Genomic DNA, 23,024 nt, shown 5'->3' on the forward strand with positions numbered 1-23,024 from the left:
CGGGTATGTTCGCCGCAAGAGCTGCCGCCGCGCGCCCCGGATAACGGTGTGGCGCGCGGCGTTGCAATTCACCGGGGGGAGCTCGGCGTGCGCACAAACGGGAATAACCGCGGTGACCGGACGGAACCGACGGGGATTCCGTTGTCGTTCGGTCAGCAGCGGATGTGGTTCGTCAACCGGCTGGAGAACGCGGGCGCCGCGTACACGATGGCCCTGGCGGTCCGGCTCGTCGGCAGGCTGCACAAGGCGGCGCTGGAGGCAGCGTGGGCCGACGTCGTCGGGCGCCACGAGGCACTGCGTACGGTCTTCGCCGAGGCGGACGGGGAGACCTGGCAGCAGGTGCGGGACGAGCCGCCGGCCGGACTCGGTGACCGAGGCGTCACCGAGGAGGAACTGGCGGCGGTCCTCGCCGCCGAAGCGGGCCGGGAGTTCGACCTGCGGGCCGAACCACCGTGCCGGGCGACGCTGTACGCCCTCTCCCCGCGCGAGCACGTACTGCTGCTGGTCGTGCACCACATCGCCGTGGACGGCCGGTCCCTGGAGGTGCTGGCCCGGGATCTGTCACGCGCCTACGCCGCCCGGTCGCAGGGCCGGACGCCGGACTGGCCGCCCTTGCCCGTCGCGTACACCGACTTCGCCCGGCGACAGCAGGAACTGCTCGGTGCCGAGCAGGACCCGGAGAGCGTGTACGGGCGGCAGCTCGCCCACTGGCGCCAGGCCCTGGCGGGCCTGCCCGCCCAGCTGGACCTGCCCTGCGACCGGCCGCGTCCCGCCGAACCCCGGCACGAGGGGAGTTCGGTGCCGGTCCGCATCCCGCCGGACACCCACCGGGCCCTGCTGAAGATCGCGGACGACTGCGACGCCACCCCGCTCACGGTCGTGCGGGCCGCGCTCGCCGTCCTGCTCTCGCGCCTGGGCGCGGGGGACGACATCCCCATCGGCTCCCCGGTCGACGGACGGACCGACCCGACGCTCCGGGACCTGGTCGGCTTCGTGGCCAACACCCTGGTCCTGCGCACGGACCTCTCCGGAGACCCCGCCTTCACCGACCTGGTGCGGCGGGTCCGCGCCACCGGCCGCGCCGCCGAGGCCCACCAGGACCTGCCCTTCGAACACCTCGTCGGCGTGCTCAACCCGGACCGCTCGCTGGCCCGCCACCCGCTCTTCCAGGTGCTGCTGGTGATGGAGGACTCGCCCGGCTCGGCCTGGGACCTGCCCGGCCTGACCGCCGTACCGGAGCGGGTCGGTATCGAGGCGGCGCGCGACGATCTGACGTTCGGCCTCTTCGACCTCTACCTCAGCCTGACCGAACGCCACGACGCGGACGGCCGGCCCGACGGCATCGACGGCGGGCTCTGGCACAACGCGGAACTCTTCGACCGGGAGACGGCCGCCCTGCTGGCCGCCCGGCTCACCGCGGTCCTCGCCCAGGTCACCGCGGACCCGGCGCTGCGGGTGAGCGAGACCGGCGTCCTGCTCGACGGTGAGGAAGCGCGGCTGCTCACCGAGGTGAACACCGGCCGGGCGGCCGCCCCCGACACGACCGTCCCCGCACGCTTCACGGAGATCGCCGCCCGCTTCCCGGACGCGGCCGCGGTCGTCTCGGACGCGGACACCCTCACGTACGCGGAACTCGACGCGCGGGCGAACCGGTTCGCCCGGTACCTGCACGCCGGGGGAGTGGCTCCGGGCCACCGCGTCGGCGTCGTGCTGCCCCGTTCCGCCGGGCTGGTCGTCGCCCTGCTGGGCATCGCCAAGGCCGGTGCGCTGGCCGTACCGGTGGACCCGTCCTACCCGGCCGAGCGGGTGCGGTACCTGCTGGAGGATTCCGCCCCCACGCTGGTCGTGAGCGGGGACGAGGCGCTGCGGGAAGCCTTCCTGCGGGACTTCTCGGCCGCACCGCTCCCGGTACGGATCTCGCCGGAGTCGGGCCTGTACGTGATGTACACCTCCGGTTCGACGGGCACGCCCAAGGGCGTCACGGCCACCCACGGCAACGTCGCGGCACTCGCCCTGGACACGTGCTGGGACGACATCGGCTCCGGGCGTGTCCTCTTCCACGCCCCGCACGCCTTCGACGCTTCGACGTTCGAACTGTGGGTGCCGTTGCTCAACGGCGGGTGCGTCGTGGTGGCACCGGAGGCGGAGCTGACCGGGAGCGCCCTGGCCCGGCTGACCGCCGCCCACGCGCTGACGGCCGTCCATGTCACGGCCGGACTGTTCCGGCTGCTGGCCCAGGAGACGCCCGACTGCTTCAGGGGCCTCCGGCACGTCCTGACCGGCGGCGACGTGGTCCCCGCCGAATCCGTCGCCCGCGTCACCGAAGCGTGCCCGGACGCCACGCTGCACCACCTGTACGGACCCACGGAAATCACCCTGTGCGCCACCACGTACACCGTCCCGCCGGGAGCGAAGGCACCGGTGGTGCTCCCGATCGGCGGACCGCGCGACGGCGTACGGGTCTTCGTCCTGGACCGGGCCCTGCGCCCGGTACCGCCCGGCGTCGCCGGTGAGCTGTACGTCGCGGGGCGGGGCGTGGCCCCCGGTTACCTGAACCGCCCCGCGCGCACCGCGGAACGTTTCGTCGCCTGCCCGTACGGCGGCGGGCGGATGTACCGCACCGGCGACCTCGTGCGCTGGGACCGCCACGGCCGTCTGGTCTTCCTGCGCCGCGCCGACGACCAGGTGAAGGTCCGGGGCTTCCGGATCGAGCCGGGCGAGGTCGAGGCCGTCCTCGGCCGGGCACCGGGCGTGGAGCAGGCCGCCGTCGTCGTCCGCGAGGACCGGCCCGGTGACAAGCGGTTGGTCGCGTACGTCGTCGGGAAGGCGGACGGCGTACGGGACTTCGCCGCCGGGCACCTGCCGGACCACATGGTTCCCGGCACCGTCGTCCCCCTGGACGCGCTGCCGCTGACGGCCAACGGCAAGGTCGACCGGGCCGCGCTGCCCGCCCCCGACCGCGCGAAGGCCGTCTCGGACCGGCCGCCCCGCACCCCGCAGGAACAGACCCTGTGCCGGCTCTTCGCCGAAATCCTGGGCCTGGACCGGGTCGGGATCGACGACCGGTTCTTCGACCTGGGCGGCGACTCCCTGCTGGCCATGCGCCTGACCAGCAGGGCCCGCACCGCCCTGGGCGTCGAGATCCCCCTCGCCGTGCTGTTCGAGACGCCTACGGTCGCGGGGCTGGCCGGGCTGCTCGACGAACTGGGCACCGGCCGTCCCCGCGTGGTCGCGGAACGGCGGCCGGAGATCCTGCCACTGTCGTTCGGGCAGCAGCGCATGTGGTTCGCGAACCGGCTGGAGAACACCGGCGCCTACAACATGGCCATGGCCGTCCGGCTGACCGGCAGCCTGGACCTGCCCGCGCTCCGCGCCGCCTGGGCGGACGTGATCGCGCGCCACGAGCCGCTGCGTACGGTCTTCCCGGAGCGGGACGGCGTACCGCACCAGCTGGTGCTGGACGGTGGCCGACCGGAGGACGCCCCGGAGCTGCCGGTCGTCTCCGCCGACGAGGAATCGCTCGACGCCGTACTGACCGAGCACATCGGCCGCCGCTTCACCCTCGACACGGCACCGCCCCGGCGGGCCACCCTGTTCGCCCTGTCCGCCGACGCCCACGTACTCCTGGTGGTCGTGCACCACATCGCCGCCGACGGCTGGTCGATGGGCGTCCTGGCCCGCGACCTGTCGACGGCGTACACGGCGCGAAGCGCGGGTCGCGCGCCCGGCTGGGCGCCCCTGCCCGTCCAGTACGCCGACTTCACCCTCTGGCAGCACGCGCTCCTCGACAGCGCCGACGGCCTGCTCGACACCCAGCTCGCCCACTGGACCGAGGCACTGGCCGGCCTGCCGGACCACATCGAACTGCCCACCGACCGGCCGCGCCCGGCCACGGCGAGCCACCGCGGCGCCGTGCTGCCGTTCACCGTCGACGCCCGGACGCACCAGCGGCTCGGCGCCGTCGCCCGCGCGTGCGACACCACCCTGTTCACCGTCGCGCAGGCCGCGGTCGTCCTGCTGCTGTCCCGGCTCGGCGCGGGCGAGGACATCCCGCTCGGCACCCCCGTCACGGACCGCGCCGACGAGTCCCTGGACGGCGTCGTCGGGTTCTTCCTCAACACTCTGGTGCTGCGCACCGACGCCGGGGGCGATCCGACCTTCACCGAACTGGTGGCGCGTGCCCGGGACGCCGACCTCGCCGCCTACGCCCACCAGGACCTCCCGTTCGAACACCTCGTGGAGGCGCTGAAGCCCGCCCGTTCGACCGCCCGGCACCCGCTGTTCCAGGTGCTGCTGGTGCTGGAGGACGAGCTGCACCCCGCGTGGGACCTGCCCGGCCTCGGCACGGAACCGGTCCCGGTGCCCCCGGCCACGGTCGAGTTCGACCTGGTCTTCGGCCTGGGGGAGCGGCCCGGCGGCTCCGGCCTCGACGGCTACCTGGAGTTCGCCACCGACCTCTTCGACCCGGACGGCGCGCAGAGTTTGGTCACCCGGCTGCTCGCGGTGCTCGACCAGGTGGCCGGCGACCCGGAGCTGCGGGTCGGCGAGGTCGAACTGCTGGCCCCCGAGGAGCGGCGGCGGCTCGTCACCGGCGTCAACGTCGGTGCGGCGGACACCGGAGCCCGTACGGTCCTCGGCCAGTTCGACGCCACCGTGCTGCGGTCCCGCGCCGACACCGCCGTGACGGCGGGCGCCACGTCGCTGACGTACGGCGAACTGGACGCGCGGGCCAACCGGTTCGCCCGGTACCTGCGCTCCAGGGGCGTGGCCTCCGGTGACCGGGTGGGTGTGGCGCTTGCGCGGTCGGTGGAGTTGGTGGTTGTCCTGCTGGGTGTGGCGAAGGCGGGGGCTGTTTTCGTGCCGGTGGATCTGGCGTATCCGGCGGAGCGGGTGGGGTGGTTGCTGGCGGACGCGGGTCCGGTGCTGGTGGTGGGGGAGGCGGAGGTGCGCGAGGCGGCGCTCGGCGGTTTCCCGGCCGCTGCGTTGCCGGTGGAGGTGTCTTCGGAGTCGGCGCTGTACGTGATGTACACCTCCGGATCGACAGGTGTGCCCAAGGGTGTGGTCGCGACGCACGGGGGTGTGGCGGGGCTGGCGCTGGACTCCTGCTGGGGTGACATCGGGACGACGGGGCGCGTCCTGTTCCATGCGCCGTACGCCTTCGACGCTTCGACGTTCGAGCTGTGGGTGCCGTTGCTGAACGGTGGGTGCGTGGTGGTGGCGCCAGAAGTGGACCTGGACGGCGGGACCTTGTCCCGTCTGGTCGGTGAGCACGCGCTGACGGCCGTCCACGTGACCGCGGGGCTGTTCCGGGTGCTGGCGCAGGAGACTCCGGAGTGCTTCACCGGCCTCCGGCACGTCCTGACCGGCGGCGACGTGGTGCCTGCCGAAGCCGTCGCCCGAGTGGCCGAGGCGTGCCCCGGCACCGAGATCCGCCACCTGTACGGGCCGACCGAGACCACCCTGTGCGCCACCACGTACGTCATCGAGCCAGGTGAGAAGGTGCCACCGGTGCTGCCGATCGGCGCGCCCCGGGACGGCCTGCGGGTGTTCGTTCTGGACGGCTTTCTGCGGCCGGTGCCGGTGGGGGTTGTCGGGGAGCTGTACGTGGCCGGGCGGGGTGTCGCGCGGGGGTACCTCGGCCGGGCGGCGCTGACCGCCGAGCGGTTCGTGGCGTGCCCGTACGGCGGTGGGCGGATGTACCGGACGGGCGACCTGGTGCGCTGGGGCCGGGACGGCAACCTCGTCTTCCTGGGCCGGGCCGACGACCAGGTGAAGATCCGCGGCTTCCGCATCGAACCGGCCGAGGTCGAGGCCGTCCTCGGGCAGTGCCCGGGCGTGGACCAGGCCGCCGTCGTCGTCCGGGAGGACCGGCCCGGCGACAAGCGCCTCGTCGCCTACGTCGTCGGGGACGCTTCGAACATCCGGGAGTTCGCGGCCGAGCGGCTGCCGGACCACATGATCCCGTCGGCCACGGTCGTCCTGGACGCGCTGCCGCTGACGGCCAACGGAAAGGTCGACCGGGCGCTGCTGCCCGCCCCCGACTACGCCACGGCGGAGTCGTCGGCCCGCGCTCCCCGTACCCCGCAGGAGCAGATCCTGTGCCGGCTGTTCGCCGAGGTGCTGGGGCTGGACGCGGCCCGGGTCGGCATCGACGACGGGTTCTTCGACCTCGGCGGGGACTCGCTGCTCGCGACGCGGCTGGCGAGCCGGGTCAAGGGTGCGCTGGGGGCGGAGATCCCGGTACGGGCGCTGTTCGAGGCGCCCACGGTCGCCGGGCTGTCCGGGCGGCTGGACGAGTTCGAGGCCGTGCGGCCCGTACTCGTACCGGTGGACCGGCCCGATCCGCTGCCGCTGTCGTTCGGGCAGCAGCGGATGTGGTTCCTGCACAGCCTCGAAGGACCGAGCGCGACCAACAACATCCCGCTCGCCGTCCGGCTGACGGGAGAGCTGGACGTCACGGCGCTGGAGGCGGCCTGGGCCGACGTCGTGGCCCGGCACGAGACGCTGCGCACCCGCTACCCCGCGCACGGCGACAGCGCGCGGCAGGACATCGTGGCCGCCGCCGAGGTGCCCGTACACCTCGCCACCGTCCGGATCGGTGCGGACGACGTGGAACGGGCGCTGGCCGCCGGTGTCGAGCAGGGCTTCCACATCGAGCACGAACTGCCGTGGCGCGTGACCCTGTTCGAGGTGCCGCCCACTGATCACGTCCTGCTGATCGTGGTGCACCACATCGCCGCCGACGGCTGGTCCATGGGCGTCCTGGCCGACGACCTGGCGACCGCCTACGCCGCACGGGCCGCGGGCCGCGCGCCCGGCTGGGCACCGCCGGCCGTCCAGTACGCCGACTTCACCGTCTGGCAGCGCGACCTGCTCACCCAGGACACCCCGGACGGCCTGTTCGGCAGGCAGTCCGCGTTCTGGTCCGAGGCCCTGGCGGGCCTGCCCGAACACCTGAAGCTGCCGTTCGACCGGCCCCGACCGCCGGTGGCGACCCACCGGGGAGCGTTCCTGCCCTTCACGGTGGACGCCACGGCGCACCGGCGCCTGACGGAGATCGCGCGCGAGTGCGACGCGACGCTGTTCATGGTCGCGCAGGCCGCCGTCGCGGTGCTGCTGTCCCGGCTCGGCGCCGGGGAGGACATCCCGCTCGGCACACCCGTCGCGGGCCGTACGGACGAGGCCGTGGACCACCTGGTCGGCAACTTCCTCAACACGCTGGTGCTGCGGACGGACATCGGCGGCAATCCCTCCTTCACCGAGCTGGTCGGCCGCGTACGGGAGACCGACCTCGCCGCCTACGCCCACCAGGACCTGCCCTTCGAGCACCTGGTGGAAGTGCTGAACCCGGTCCGCTCGCTGGCCAGGCACCCGCTCTTCCAGGTCGCCTTCGCCCTCCAGAACGCGCCCGAGACGCACTTCGACGCCCCGGGGCTGGAGTCCCGGCCGGTACCGGTGCGGATGTCCACCTCGAAGTTCGACCTGTCCGTCCTGATGTGGGAACGCCGGGACTCCGACGGCGCCCCCGCGGGCCTGGACTGCTACCTGGAGTTCGCCACCGACCTGTTCGACCCCGCCACGGCGCAACGGCTGGTGGCCCGGCTGCTGCGGGTGCTCGACCAGGTCACCGCGGACCCCGCCGTACGGGCCGGTGCGGTGGACGTGCTCGGTGACGACGAGCGGACCCGGGTCACGGCGGCGGTGGCGCCACGCCGGGCGGACGCCCGGGACGCGACCGTGCCGCAGTGCTTCGAACGGGTCGTCGCCCGGCACGGCGACGCGGTGGCCGTGGAGTCCGCCGACGGCACGCTGACCTACCGGGAACTGGACGCGCGGGCCGACCGCTGCGCCCAGTACCTGCTCGCGAAGGGCGTCACCGCCGGCGACCGGGTCGCCGTGCTGCTCGACCGCTCGGCGGAGCTGGTCGCCGTACTGCTCGGCATCGCCAAGACGGGCGCGACGGCCGTGCCCCTCGACACGGCGTACCCGGTCGAACGGGTGCGGTTCCTGCTGGAGGACGCCGAGCCCGTCCTGGTCATGACGCGCTCCGAAGTGCTGGAGGCACTGCGGTACTTCCCGGCCGCCCCGCCGGCCGCGCAGGTCGCGCCGGACTCCGGGCTGTACGTGATGTACACCTCCGGCTCGACCGGGACGCCCAAGGGCGTCCTCGCGACGCACGCGAACGTCACCGCGCTCGCCCTCGACCCCTGCTGGCACGGCATCGGCAGCGGCCGGACGCTCTTCCACGCCCCGCACACCTTCGACGCGTCCACCCTGGAGCTGTGGGTGCCGCTGCTCAACGGCGGTCGCGTGGTCGTCGCGCCGCCGCTGGACCTGGACGGGGAGACGGTGACCCGGCTGGCCGACGCGCACGCGCTGACGGCCGTCCACGTCACCGCCGGGCTGTTCCGGGTGCTGGCGCAGGAGACGCCCGACTGCTTCAAGGGCCTCCAGCACGTCCTGACCGGCGGTGACGTGGTCCCTGCCGAAGCCGTCGCCCGCGTCACCGAAGCCTGCCCCGGCGTCGCCGTCCACCACCTGTACGGCCCGACCGAGACCACCCTGTGCGCCACCACCCACACCCTCGCCCCCGGCACGCAAGCACCCTCCGTCCTGCCGATCGGACGCCCGCGCGACGGCGTACGCGTCTTCGCCCTGGACCCGCTGCTGCGCCCGGTGCCCACGGACGTGGCGGGTGAGCTGTACGTCGCCGGGGAGGGTGTCGCGCGGGGCTACCTCGGGCGTGCGGCGCTGACGGCGGAGCGGTTCGTGGCGTGCCCCTACGGGGGTGGGCGGATGTACCGGACGGGCGACCTGGTGCGCTGGGACCGGGACGGCAGGCTCGTCTTCCTGGGCCGGGCCGACGACCAGGTGAAGGTACGGGGTTTCCGTATCGAGCCGGCCGAGATCGAAGCCGTCCTCGGGCAGTGCCCCGGCGTGGACCAGGCCGCCGTCGTCGTCCGGGAGGACCGGCCCGGCGACAAGCGCCTGGTCGCGTACGTCGTCGGGGAGGCGGACGGCGTACGGGACTTCGCGGCCGAGCGGCTGCCGGACTACATGATCCCCGGCGCCGTCGTCACCCTCGACGCGCTGCCCGTCACGGACAACGGCAAGGTCGACCGGGCCGCGCTGCCCGCACCCGACTACGCGGCGGCGTCCGCCGGACGCGCGCCCCGCACCCCGCTCGAAACGCTGTTCTGCGGCCTTTTCGCGGAGGTTCTCGGGCTGGTGACGCCGGACGCGCGTGCCGAGCCGCCCGTCCCGCAGCCGGACGTCCGGCCACCGGACCTACCGCGCCCGGACGTGCCGGAACCGGTCGTCCCGCGCCTGGCCGGCCCGCACCCCGGCGCCCCGCGGCCCCCGGCAGCCCCCACATCCCCGGCGGCCCCCGAGGCCCCGGCACCGGCCTTCGGCATCGGCGCCGACGCCAACTTCTTCGAACTCGGCGGCGACAGCATCATCTCCCTGCAACTCGTCGCCCGCGCCGCCCGGGCCGGGTACCGGATCAGCGCGACCGACGTCTTCCAGCACAAGACCCCGGAAGCCCTCGCGCTCGCCGCCCGGCCCGTCACGGAGGAGGAGACCCGGCACGACGACAGCGACGGTCCCGTCCCCCTCACCCCGGTCATGCGGCAGCTCGCCGACCGGCAGGCCCTGGCCGGGCCGCTGCACCAGACCGTCATGGTCTGGACCCCCACCGGCCTGACCGCCGCCGACCTCACCACCGCCCTGCAAGCCGTCCTGGACCACCACGGCGCCCTGCGGCTCCGCCTCGGCCCCGACGACACCGGCGCTCTGCACATCAGGCCGCCGGGTTCCGTCCAGGCGGCGGACCTGCTGCGGACCGTACGGCTGCCCGGACCGGCCGAGCAGATCACGGCGACGATCGTCCGTGAGCAGTGCGCCGCCGCGACCGGCCGGCTCGACCCGCGCGCCGGCACCGTCCTGCAAGCCGTCCGGTTCGACGCGGGCCCGCACCGGCCGGGCCGGCTCTTCCTCGCCGCCCACCACCTGTGCGTGGACAGCGCGTCCTGGCGCATCCTCCTCGACGACCTGGCGCTCGCCTGCGAGGCGGTCCAGGCGGGCACCACCCCGGCCCTGCCACCGGTCCGTACGTCCTTCCGCCGCTGGGCGGGCCTGCTGCGGCAGGCCGCCCACGACCCCGCCCGTACCGCCGAACTGCCGCTCTGGCAGCGGGTCGGCGCGCCCACCGCCCCGCTGCTGCCGGCCACGCCCACCGGGCCGGGCGGGTCCGGGGAACTGCGCATGACCCTGGCCCCCGACACGTCGGCAGCCCTGCTCACCACCGTCCCGGCGGCCTTCCACGCCGAGGTCACCGAAGTGCTCCTCGCCGCACTGGTGCTCGCGGTCGCCGACTGGCGCGGCCGTTCCGGCGCCGTTCTGGTGGACCTGGAGCGGCACGGCCGCGAGAGCGGCCTCGCCCCCGGCACCGACCTGTCCCGTACGGTCGGCTGGTTCACCAGCGTCCACCCGGTCCGGCTCGACCCGGGCGGGACGGAACCCGGAGCCCGCACCGGCGCCGCCGACCCGGGGGCCGTGCTCAAACGCGTCAAGGAACAGCTCAGGGAGCTGCCCGAGCACGGCATCGGCCACGGACTGCTGCGCCACCTGAACGCGCGGACGGCCCCGGCCCTGGCCGGACTCGCCACGCCGTCACTGCTGTTCAACTACCTCGGCCGCGTCCCCGCCGCGGACGAGCGCCGGGCGGCCACCGCGTGGACCGCCACCGGCGACGCCCGCCCGCCCGAAGGCGTACGCACCCACCCGGTCGACCTCGACGCCCGCACCGTGGACACCGACGACGGGCCCCGGCTGACGGCGCACTGGGCCTGGGACCCGGCGCTGGTCTCCGAGGCCGACATGCGGCGGCTCGGCCACGCGTGGTTCCGGGCCGCCGAGGCCCTGGTGGCGTGCGCCGCGCAGGCGGGCGCGGGCGGGCGTACCCCGTCGGACCTCGACCTTGTCGCCCTGACGCAGGACGACATCGACCAGCTCGAAACGGAATGGGGAAAGTAGCCGTGAGCAAGCCCGGACTGGCCGACATATGGCCGCTCGCGCCGATGCAGAAGGGCATGTTGTTCCACGCCCTGTACGACGCCGAGGCCACGGACATCTACCGGGGCCAGGTGGTCCTGGACCTGGACGGCCCTCTCGACACGGACGCCCTCAGGTCGGCGGGACACGCGCTGTTACGCCGGCACCCGACCCTCAGGGCCGGGTTCCGCACCCTGAAGTCCGGCGACACGGTGCAGATCGTCCCGCAGCGCGCGGACCTCCCGTGGCAGGAACTGGACCTGCGCACCGTCCCGGCCGGCCGGCGTGCGGACACCCTGGACGAGGCGGTACGCGCGGAGTGGACCCGGCGCTTCGACCTCGCGGCACCGCCCCTGCTGCGACTGACCGCCATCCGCGTCGCCGACACCCGTACCCGCGTCGTGCTGACCGTCCACCACATCCTCTGCGACGGCTGGTCGACGTCGATCATCGCGAACGAACTGGTCGAGCTGTACCGCAACGGCGGCGACGAGCACGCCCTCCCGCCGGTCACCCCGTACCGCAGCTACCTCGCCTGGCTGGCCCGCCGCGACAGCGCGGCCGCCACCGAAGCGTGGCGGCAGGCGCTACGCGGGGCACGTCCCACCCTCGTCGCACCGGAGACGGGCAGCCGCGCGCCGGTCGACCCCGACGAGGTACGGGTCGAACTGCCCGCCCCGCTGGTGACGGACCTCGCGGCGCTGGCCCGCCGCAACGGGGTCACCATGAGCACCGTGATGCGCGGCGCGTGGGCCGTGCTGCTCGGCACCCTGACCGGACGCGACGACGTGGTCTTCGGCGGGACCACGGCCGGGCGCCCGCCGGAGATCCCGGGCATCGACACCACCGTCGGCCTGTTCATCAACACCCTGCCGGTACGGGCCCGCTGGTCGCCCACCGACACCGTCGCCCAGCTGCTCACCCGCCTCCAGGAGGCACAGGCGGCGCTGCTGCCGCACGAACACCTGAGCCTGGCCGAGGTCCAGAACACCGCCGGGACCCGGACCCTGTTCGACACCCTGACCGTCTTCCAGAACTACCCCGTCGACCTCCTCGACCTGACCGGGACCACCGCACGATCGGTGTCGGGGGACCTCGACCTCGCGAGCGTCGGCGGCCGGGACGCCGCGCACTACCCGCTGACGTTCACCGCGATGTCCGAGCGCTTCCGGCTGACCTACCGTCCCGACCTGTTCACCCGCGCCGACGCCCAGCTCCTGGCCGACCGCCTCGTGCGCGTCCTCGGACAGCTGGCCGCCGGCCCGGCCACCCGGATCGGCGACCTCGACGTCCTGGTCGACGGCGAACGGGACCGGCTGCTGCACGGCGTGAACACCGGTGCCCCGGGCGCCGCACCGACGACCGTGCCCGGCCTCTTCGCGCGGACCGCGCGGCGGTACGCGCGGGAAGCGGCGGTGGTGTCCGCGGCGGAGACCCTGACCTACGAGGAGCTGGACGCGCGGGCGAATCGATTCGCCTGGTACCTGCGGGCCAAGGGGGTGGTCCGCGGCGACCGGGTGGGTGTGGCGCTTGCGCGGTCGGTGGAGTTGGTGGTCGTTCTGCTGGGTGTGGCGAAGGCGGGGGCTGTTTTCGTGCCGGTGGATCTGTCGTATCCGGCGGAGCGGGTGGAGTGGTTGCTGGCGGACGCGGGTCCGGTGCTGGTGGTGGGGGAGGCGGAGGTGCGCGAGGCTGCCCGCGGGCCCTTCTCGGCCGTTCCGCTGCCGGGTGGGCTGTCGCCGGAGTCGGCCTTGTACGTGATGTACACCTCCGGGTCGACAGGCACGCCCAAGGGTGTGGTCGCGACGCACGGGGGTGTGGCGGGGCTGGCGCTGGACTCCTGCTGGGGTGACATCGGGACGACGGGGCGCGTCCTGTTCCATGCGCCGTACGCCTTCGACGCTTCGACGTTCGAGCTGTGGGTGCCGTTGCTGAACGGTGGGTGCGTGGTGGTGGCGCCAGAAGTGGACCTGGACGGCGCGGCGTTGTCCCGCCTGGTCGGCGAGCACGCGCTGACGGCCGTCCACGTGACCGCCGGGCTGTTCCGGGTGCTGGCGCAGGAGGCCCCAGACTGCTTCCAGGGCCTCCAGCACGTCCTGACCGGCGGCGACGTGGTCCCCGCCGAAGCCGTGGCGAGCGTCATGGACGCCTGCCCGGTAGTGACGGTACGCCACCTCTACGGCCCCACGGAGACCACCCTCTGCGCGACCGCCCTCGCCCTCGGCCCCGGCGCGAAGGTGCCCTCCGCCCTCCCCGTCGGAGGACCTCGGGACGGCGTACGGGTGTTCGTTCTGGACAGTTTCCTGCGGCCGGTTCCGGTGGGTGTCGCCGGGGAGCTGTATGTGGCCGGCAGCGGGGTCGCGCGGGGGTACCTCGGCCGGGCGGCGCTGACGGCCGAGCGGTTCGTGGCGTGCCCGTACGGTGGCGGACGGATGTACCGGACCGGTGACCTGGTGCGTTGGGACCGGGACGGCAACCTCGTCTTCCTGGGCCGGGCCGACGACCAGGTGAAGATCCGCGGCTTCCGCATCGAACCGGCCGAGGTCGAGACCGTCCTCGGGCAGTGCCCGGGTGTGGCGCAGGTCGCGGTACTGGCGCGCGAGGACCAGCCGGGCGACAAGCGCCTCGTCGCGTACGTCGTCGGAGAGGCCACCCGCCTACGGGAGTTCGCGGCCGAGCGGCTGCCGGACCACATGGTGCCCTCGGCGACGGTCGTCCTGGACGCGCTGCCACTCACCGTCAACGGAAAGGTCGACCGGGCCGCGCTCCCCGCCCCCGACTACGCGGCAGCGGCAGCCGCCTCGGACCGCGTGCCCCGCACGCCCCAGGAGCAGATCCTGTGCCGGCTGTTCGCCGAGGTGCTGGGGCTGGACACGGCCCGGGTCGGTATCGACGACGGGTTCTTCGACCTGGGCGGGGACTCGCTGCTGGCGATGCGGCTGGCGAGCCGGGTGAAGGGCGCGCTGGGGGCGGAGATTTCGGTACGGGCGTTGTTCGAGGCGCCCACGGTCGCCGGGCTCGTCGGGCGGCTGGACGAGTTCGAGGCCGTACGGCCGGCGCTGGTCCCGGCCGAACGCCCCGATCCGCTGCCGCTGTCGTTCGGGCAGCAGCGGATGTGGTTCCTGCACAGCCTCGAAGGGCCGAGCGCGACCAACAACATTCCGCTCGCCGTCCGGCTGACGGGAGAGGTGGACGTCACGGCGCTGGAAGTCGCCTGGAGCGACGTCGTGGCCCGGCACGAGACGTTGCGCACCCGCTACCCGGAGGACGGCGGCAGCGCCCGCCAGGAGATCCTGGCAGCCGTACCGGCACGGATACCCGTGACCGCCGTCGCCGAGGAGACGGTGGACGCGGCGCTGGCCGCCGAGGCCGCCCGCGGGTTCCGGCTCGACACGGAACTGCCGTGGCGGGTCACGCTGTTCGAGGTGTCGCCCGCCGAGCACGTCCTGCTGATCGTGGTGCACCACATCGCCGCCGACGGCTGGTCCATGGGCGTTCTGACGCGGGACCTGTCGGCGGCGTACGCGGCACGGTCCGAGGGCCGTGCGCCCGGCTGGGTGCCGCTGCCCGTCCAGTACGCCGACTTCACCCTCTGGCAGCGCGAACTGCTCGACCGGGGCACCGAGGACGGCCTCTTCGGCAAGCAGCTCGACTTCTGGACCCGCGCCCTCGCCGACCTCCCCGAACAACTGGAGCTGCCCTTCGACCGGCCCCGCCCCGCCACGGCCAGTCACCGGGGCGCGATGCTCCCGTTCACCGTGGACGCCGCCGTGCACCGGCGGTTCCTGGAGATCGCCAGGCAGTGCGACGCGACGCTGTTCATGGTCGCGCAGGCCGCCGTCGCGGTGCTGCTGTCCCGGCTCGGCGGCGCCGAGGACGTAGCACTCGGAACGCCTGTCGCCGGACGTACCGACGAGACCCTCGACGGCCTTGTGGGCAACTTCCTCAACACGCTGGTGCTGCGTACGGACGTCAGCGGCAACCCCTCCTTCACCGAGCTGGTCGGCCGCGTACGGGAGACCGACCTCGCCGCCTACGCCCACCAGGACGTCCCCTTCGAGCACCTGGTGGACGTCCTGAACCCGGTCCGCTCGCTGGCCAGGCACCCGCTCTTCCAGGTCGCCTTCGCCCTCCAGAACGCACCGGACACGGCGTTCACGGCGCCCGGGCTCGGCGCCGAAGCCGTCCCGGTGGAACTGGCCTCCTCGAAGTTCGACCTGTCCGTGGTGCTGCGGGAGCGCCCCGACGGAGGCGGCCTCGACGGCCTGCTGGAGTTCGCCACCGACCTGTTCGACCCGGTCACCGCGCAGGCCCTGGCCACCCGGCTGGTGGAGGTGTTCGGCCGGCTCGCCGGCGACGCCCGGGCCCGGGTGGGGGACCTGGACATCCTGCTGGACGGCGAGCGCGACCACCTCGTCTCGGGGGTGAACATCGGGCAGCCGGGCACCGGCGCCGCGGAACGCACGGTTCCCGCCGTGTTCGAGGAGGTCGCGGCCCGCCACCCGGACGCACCGGCCGTCGTGTCGGGCGCGCTGACCCTGACCTACCGGGAACTGGACGCACGCGCCAACCGTTACGCGCACCACCTGCACGCGCAGGGCGTCGGCCCGGGGGACCGGGTGGCGGTGCTGCTGCCGCGCACCGCCGAGCTGGTGACCGTCCTCCTCGGCATCGCCAAGGCGGGAGCCGTGTCCGTCCCCGTCGACACCGGTTATCCGGCCGAGCGGGTGCGGCACCTGCTGGAGGACTCGGCCCCCGCGCTCGTGGTGACCGAGGCCGGGGCGCGGGAAGCGCTCGACGGCTTCCCCGCGTCCCCGCCGCCCGTGCACGTGGCACCGCCGTCCGGCCTGTACGTGATGTACACCTCCGGCTCGACCGGGACGCCCAAGGGCGTGCTGGTCACCCATGGCGGCGCGGCGGCCCTCGCACGCGACACGTGCTGGGGCGGCATCGGCACGGGCCGGGTGCTGTTCCACGCGCCGCACGCCTTCGACGCGTCCGTCTTCGAGCTGTGGGTGCCGCTGCTGAACGGCGGCTGTGTCGTGGTCGCGCCCGCCGTGGACATGGACGGCGGGACGCTCGCCGGGCTCGTCGCGGAGCACGCGGTGACGGCGGTGCACGTGACGGCCGGGCTGTTCCGGGCGCTGGCGCAGGAAACCCCCGAGTGCTTCGCGGGGCTGCGGCACGTGCTGACCGGCGGTGACGTGGTGCCCGCCGAAGCGGTCGCCCGGGTGGCCGACGCCTGCCCGCACGCCGAGGTGCACCACCTCTACGGGCCGACGGAGACCACCCTGTGCGCCACCACCCACACCGTCACACCCGGCACACCGGTCCCGTCCGTCCTGCCGATCGGCCGCCCGCGCGACGGCTTCGCGGTCTTCGCCCTGGACCGGTTCCTGCGGCCGGTCCCGGTGGGGGTGCCGGGTGAGCTGTACATCGCCGGGGAGGGTGTCGCGCGGGGCTACCTCGGCCGGGCGGCGCTGACGGCGGAGCGGTTCGTGGCGTGCCCGTACGGTGGTGGGCGGATGTACCGGACCGGTGACCTGGTGCGCTGGGGCCGGGACGGGAATCTGGTCTTCCTCGGGCGGGCCGACGATCAGGTGAAAGTGCGGGGCTTCCGTATCGAGTTGGCGGAGGTCGAGGCCGTTCTCGGGCAGTGCCCGGGCGTGGACCAGGCCGCCGTCGTCGTCCGGGAGGACCGGCCCGGCGACAAGCGCCTGGTCGCGTACGTCGTCGGGGACGCCTCCGGGACGCGGGACTTCGTGGCCGAGCGGCTGCCGGACTACATGGTCCCCTCGGCGACGATCGTGCTGGAAGCGCTGCCGCTTACCGTCAACGGCAAGGTCGACCGGGCCGGACTCCCCGCACCCGACTACGCGGCGGCGTCTGCGGGGCGCGCCCCCCGCACCCCGCTCGAAACGCTTTTCTGCCGCCTGTTCGCGGAACTCCTGGGCCTCGGGACACCGGAAGCGGAAGACGGGGGGCACGCCTGCCCGGTCGCCGCGGACGCGAGCTTCTTCGCCCTCGGCGGGGACAGCATCGTCTCCCTGCTGCTCGTCGCCCGCGCCGCCAAGGCCGGATACCGCATCAGCGCATCCGACGTCTTCCAGCAGAAGACCCCCGAGGCCCTGGCCCTGGTCGCCGAGCCCGTCACGGAGGACGGGATCCAGCACGAGGACGGCCACGGAACCGTCCCCCTCACTCCGGTCATGCGGGAGCTGACCGCGCGCGGCGGCCCGGACACGCTGGCCGCCAGGTTCGCGCAGTGGACCGTCGTACGCGTCCCCGCCGACGCCGGGCCGGCCCGGCTGACGCGGGCCGTCGAGAAGGTGGTGGACCACCACGCGATGCTGCGGGCCCGCCTGGTCGTCCCGGGTGACGCCGAGCCGTACCTGGAAGTCGGTGACGCGGCAGCGGTGCCGGACCGGGTCCGGCGCGTGGACGCCGAAGGGCTGTCGGAACAGGCGCTGGAGGAGCTGATCGACATCGAGGCGCGGGCGGCGTCCGGCCGCCTCGATCCGCGGACCGGCACCACCCTGCGGGCGGTCTGGTTCGACCGGGGGAGCGGACGGCCGGGACGGCTCGCGGTCGTCGTCCACCACCTGGTCTTCGACGCGGTGTCCTGGCGCATCCTGCTGCCGGACCTCGCCGCGGCCTGGACCGATCCGGAAGGGCAGCTGGCCCCGGTGGCCGTCTCGTTCCGCACGTACGCCCGGCAGGCGGCGGAGGCAGCGGGGCCACCGCGGCCCGCCGGCCCGGCGCAGGGCACCGAAGGGCAGATGCGGCAGCGGACGTTCACCGTGCCCGCACGCACGGCGTCCGCGGTGCTGACCACCGTCCCCGCGGCCTTCCACGCCACGACGGGCGACGTCCTGCTCGCCGCGCTCACCGCCGCCCTCACCGAGGAACGGCCGGGCCCGGTCGACCTGGACATCGAGGGGCACGGCCGCGACGGCGACCTGGACCTGTCGCGCACGGTGGGCTGGTTCACCACCCTGCGCCCGGTCCGGCTGGACGCGGGTGTCACCGACTTCGACGAGGTGCGCGCGGGCGGTCCGGCCGCCGGCCGGCTGCTCAAGCGGGTCAAGGAACAGGCGGGACGGTCGTACGGGGACGGGCTGCCCGTACCCACGGCCGGATTCAACTACCTGGGCCGGTTCTCCGTCGCGGGCCAGGAGGCGGGCGACTGGCAGCCGGCCGGCCCCCGCTCCATGGGCGCCGACGCCGACCCGGAGCTGCCCGTCCCGCACGCGCTGGAGTTCGGCGGCCTGGTCCGCGACGGCGACGGCGGCCCGGAGCTGGTGCTGCTGGTGTCGTGGCTGGCGGGCGCCCTCACCGAGGACGGCGCCGTCCGGCTGGCCGACCGCTGGACCGGCCTGCTGGCCGGCCTGGCCGCACTCGCCGAAGCACCGGACGCGGGCGGCCTGACCCCCTCCGACCTGCCGCTGGTCGACCTGACGCTGGGTCAGCTGGAGGCGCTGGAGGACGACTTCAACGAAGTACCCGGTGAAGGAGGTATGCCGTGGACCGCCGCATAGAAGACGTGTGGCCGCTGACACCGCTGCAAGAGGGACTGCTGTTCCACTCCCTGTACGACGGGCAGGCCGAGGACACCTACGTGGTCCAGGACGTATTGGACATCGAAGGCGACCTCGACGCGGCCGCGCTGCGGGCGTCCTGGCAGGCCCTGGTGGCCCGGCACGCCACCCTGCGGGCCTGCTTCCGCCAGCCACCGGGCCTCGAACACCCCGTCCAGGTCATCCCGGCCCGCGTACAACTGCCCTGGCGGAACGTCGACCTGACCGGCAGGCCGCCCCAGGACGCCCTCGCCGCCGCGGAACGCCTCGCGGACGAGGAACGCGCCCGGCGCTTCGACCTGGCCGTACCGCCGCTGCTCCGGCTCGTCCTGCTCCGCTTCGGACCGGCCAGACACCGGCTCGTCCTCACCAACCACCACATCCTGATGGACGGCTGGTCGCTGCCGACCCTCCAGCGCGAGCTGTGGACTCTCTACGCGGCGGGCGGCGACCCCGCCGGCCTGCCGCCCGTGACGCCCTACCGCGACTACCTCGGCTGGCTGAACGCCCAGGACAAGGACTCGGCCCGCGCCGCCTGGCGGGCCGACCTCGCCGGGCTCCGCGAGCCGACGCTGCTGGCACCGGCGGCCGGCCGTCCGCCGTCCGCCGCCGGGCACGGCCAGGTGCACACGAAACTGGACCAGCCGGCCACCGAGGCGCTCACCGAACTCGCCCGCCGCCACGGCCTGACCCCCAACACCTTCGTCCAGGGAGCCTGGGCGCTGCTCCTCGGCCGCCTGCTGGGCCGGGACGACGTGGTGTTCGGCGCGACCGTGGCCGCCCGGCCCGCCGAGCTGCGCGGTGTCGAGTCCATGCTCGGGCTCTTCATCAACACCGTTCCGGTACGGGTCCCGCTGACAGCCTCCCGGCCGGTGTCCGCCCTGCTCACCGAGGTGCAGACCCGGCAGGGCGCCCTGATGTCCCACCAGTACCTCGGGCTCAGCGAGATCCAGAAGGCCGGCGGCCCCGGAGCCGGGTTCGACAGCCTGCTGGTCTACGAGAGCTTCCCGCGCGGGGCACCGGAGGAGGAGAACGGGCCGCCGCTGAAGCTCACCCCCGTACGCGGCCACAACGTCAGCCACTACCCGGTCAGCCTGGCCGCCTTCCCGGGCCCCGAGCTGCTGTTCCTTCTGACACACCGCCCCGAACTGATCGGCGCCCGGAGCGCACGGCTCCTCGCCGACCGGTTCACCGGCATCCTGCGACAGCTGGTCGCCGACCCGGACGTCCGCGCCGGTGACCTCGACATCCTCGTCGACGGCGAACGGGACCGGCTGCTGCACGGCGTGAGTACCGGCGCCCCCGGGCCCGCGCCGACGACCGTCACCGGCCTCTTCGAACGGGCCGTACGGCAGCACCGGCACGAGACAGCGGTGGTCTCCGGGGAGACGACCCTGACGTACGGCGACCTCGACGCCCGGGCCAACCAGGTCGCCCGGCACCTGCACGCGTCCGACGCCCGGCCGGGGGACCGGGTCGTCGTCACGCTCGCCCGCTCACCCGAACTGGTCGTCGCCCTGCTGGGCATCGCCAAGGCGGGCGCAGTGGCCGTGCCGGTGGACACCGCCCAGCCGGCCAGGCGGGTACGCACGCTGTTCGACGACGCCGCGTCCGCAGTCGTCCTGACGGAGGCCGACGTCGAGGACGCGGTGCGCCACCGCTCCGCCGCTCCGCTCACGGCCCGGGTGACACCGGACTCCGGCCTGTACGTGATGTACACCTCCGGGTCCACGGGCACGCCCAAGGGCGTCGTCACCACCCACGGCAACGTCGCCGCCCTGGCCCAGGACCCCTGCTGGGACGGCATCGCCGCAGGCCGCGTCCTCTTCCACGCACCGCACACCTTCGACGCCGCCACCCTCGAACTGTGGGTGCCGCTCCTCAACGGCGGCCGTGTGGTGATCGCGCCGCCGGCCGGCCTCACCGCGAAGACGCTGGCCCGACTGGTCACCGACCACGGGCTGACGGCCGTGCACCTCACGGCCGGACTGTTCCGCGTCCTCGCGCAGGAGACCCCCGAGTGCTTCGCCGGTCTCCAACACGTCCTGACGGGCGGCGACGCGGTACCGGCCGAGGCCGTCGCCGGGGTACGGGACGCCTGCCCCGACGTCACCGTCAGCCATCTGTACGGGCCGACCGAGACCACCCTGTGCGCCACCGCCTTCGTCGTCGGGCCCGGCGCACCCGCCCCGGCCGTCCTGCCGATCGGCGGGCCGCGCGCCGCGGTACGGGTGTACGTGCTGGACGCGGCGCTGCGGCCGGTGCCGCCCGAGGTCACCGGGGAGCTGTACATCGCCGGGGAGGGAGTCGCCCGGGGGTACCTCGGCCGGGCGGCGCTGACCGCCGAGCGGTTCGTGGCGTGCCCGTACGGCGGTGGGCGGATGTACCGGACCGGTGACCTGGTGCGCCGGGACCACGACGGGAACCTGGTCTTCCTCGGGCGGGCCGACGACCAGGTGAAGGTGCGGGGCTTCCGTATCGAGCCCGCCGAGGTCGAAGCCGTACTCGGGCAGTGCCCGGGGGTGCGGCAGGCGGCGGTGATCGTGCGCGAGGACCGGCCCGGGGACAAACGGCTGATCGCGTACGTCGTCGGGGACGCCTCCGGGACGCGGGACTTCGTGGCCGAGCGGCTGCCGGACTACATGGTCCCCTCGGCGACCGTCGTCCTGGACGCACTGCCGCTGACCGCCAACGGCAAGGTCGACCGGGCCGCGCTGCCCGCCCCCGACCAGCCGTCCGGCTACAGCGGACGCGGCCCCGGCTCGCCCGTGGAAGAAATTCTCTGTGCCCTGTTCGCCGAAGTCCTGGGTGTGCCCCGGGCCGGCGCCGAGGAGGGGTTCTTCGACCTCGGCGGCGACTCCCTGCTGGCGACCCGCCTGGCCGGCCGCGTCCAGGCCGTCCTCGGCAAGGAACTCGAAGTACGGATGCTCTTCGAAGCACCCTCCCCGGCCGCCCTGGCGGCCCGGCTGGCGGGCACCGGCGACCGGCACGGACCGGCTCCCGGGCCGCGCCCCGACGTCATACCGCTGACCCCCGGCCAGCGGTCCATGCTCTCCGGCGAGAGCCGGTACAACATCCCGCTGACGGTCCGCCTCGGCGGCCCGCTGCGCACGGACGCGCTCGAAGCGGCCTGGCAGGACGTGGTGACCCGGCACGAAGCCCTGCGCACCCGCTTCCCGGAGACCGGCGGGCAGGAGGTCACCGACCCCCGCCGGACGCGGCTGACCGCCGTCCCCGTCACCGAGGACGAGCTGCCCGGGGCGCTGGAAGCGGCCCGCGCCCAGCCTTTCGACCTGGCCTCCGGGCCACCGAGCCGGGCTGCCCTCTTCGCTCTCGCGCCCGACGACCACGTGCTCCAGATCGTGGTGCACCACATCGCCGCGGACGGCTGGTCGACCGGGCTGATCGCCCGCGACCTGTCCACCGCGTACGCCGCGCGGGCAGCCGGCGGCGAGCCGCGGTGGGCGCCGCTGCCCGTCCAGTACGCCGACTTCGCCGTACGCCTCAACGAGCAGGCAGCCCGCCTGGACGAGCCGGACAGCCCGTTCGGACAGCGCCTCGCGTACTGGACCGGCGTACTCGCCGACCTGCCGGAGGCGCCCCTGCTCCGCCGGGACCGGACACCGCCGGCCGAACCCAGCGGCCTGGGCGGCAGCGTCCCCTTCGCGCTCGACGAGACCGCGCACCGGGCACTGCTGGAGACCGCCCGGCGCGAACGGGCGACCCTGTTCATGGTGCTGCGGGCGGCCATCGCCGCCCTGTGGGCGCGGCGGGGCGCGGTGAACGTACCGATGGGCACGGTCTCGGCAGGCCGGGCCGACCACGCGACGAGCGACGTGGTGGGCCTGTTCGCCGACCACCTGGTGCTCCGCGCGGACGCGGGCGGCGACCCGACGTTCGCGGAGCTCGTCCGGCGGGTCCGCGCGGCCGACCTCGCCGCTTACGCCCACCAGGACCTGCCGTCCCAGCTCGTCGAGGAACGCCTGGGGCACCGCCCGTTCCAGATGATCACCGGCATGGAGAACCTGCCCGAACCGCCCTGGGACCTGCCGGGGCTGACGGCACAGTCCCTGCACCCCGCGCACCGCAACCGGGGCGCGGCCCGCAGCGAACTGGCCGTCACCCTGCGCGAGCTGCGGACCCCGGGGAGCGGCCCGGCCGGAGTGGAAGGCGTCGTCCGGTACAGCGCCGACGTGTACGAGCGCCGGACCGCCGAGGCCTTCGCGGTCGAGCTGACCGGCGTACTGCGACAGGTCGCGGCGGAGCCCGCGGTCAGGATCGGCAGGCTCCGGACGGATCCGCCGGCCCCACCACGACGGTCGGCCTGCCCCGGCATCGCACCCGCCGCACCCGCGGACGGCGCCCTCCGCCCGAAGGTGAGCGACCGCACATGAC

General features: G+C 74.3%; 3 protein-coding genes. All 3 read left to right on the top strand.

The genetic code is table 11. From position 1 onward, the window contains the following. Window positions 1-141 precede the first annotated feature (141 nt). Genes JXZ78_RS11605 through JXZ78_RS40720 form a run of 3 tightly spaced genes read left to right on the top strand, consistent with a single transcriptional unit; the run spans window position 142 to window position 23,023 of the window. On the top strand, window positions 142-11,037 hold the full coding sequence (locus tag JXZ78_RS11605; RefSeq protein ID WP_238782901.1) for a non-ribosomal peptide synthetase: 10,896 nt from the start codon (window positions 142-144) through the stop codon (window positions 11,035-11,037). After that, on the top strand, window positions 11,025-18,590 hold the full coding sequence (locus tag JXZ78_RS11610) for a non-ribosomal peptide synthetase (protein WP_275127686.1): 7,566 nt from the start codon (window positions 11,025-11,027) through the stop codon (window positions 18,588-18,590). The genes JXZ78_RS11605 and JXZ78_RS11610 overlap by 13 nt, the downstream gene beginning before the upstream one ends. After that, window positions 18,575-23,023, top strand: a complete 4,449-nt coding sequence (locus JXZ78_RS40720) for a non-ribosomal peptide synthetase (RefSeq protein ID WP_238782903.1) — start codon at window positions 18,575-18,577, stop codon at window positions 23,021-23,023. The genes JXZ78_RS11610 and JXZ78_RS40720 overlap by 16 nt, the downstream gene beginning before the upstream one ends. Window position 23,024 lies beyond the last annotated feature (1 nt).

Origin of the sequence: Streptomyces monomycini, from assembly GCF_022271435.1 — a bacterium.
Taxonomy (GTDB): Bacteria; Actinomycetota; Actinomycetes; order Streptomycetales; family Streptomycetaceae; genus Streptomyces; species Streptomyces monomycini.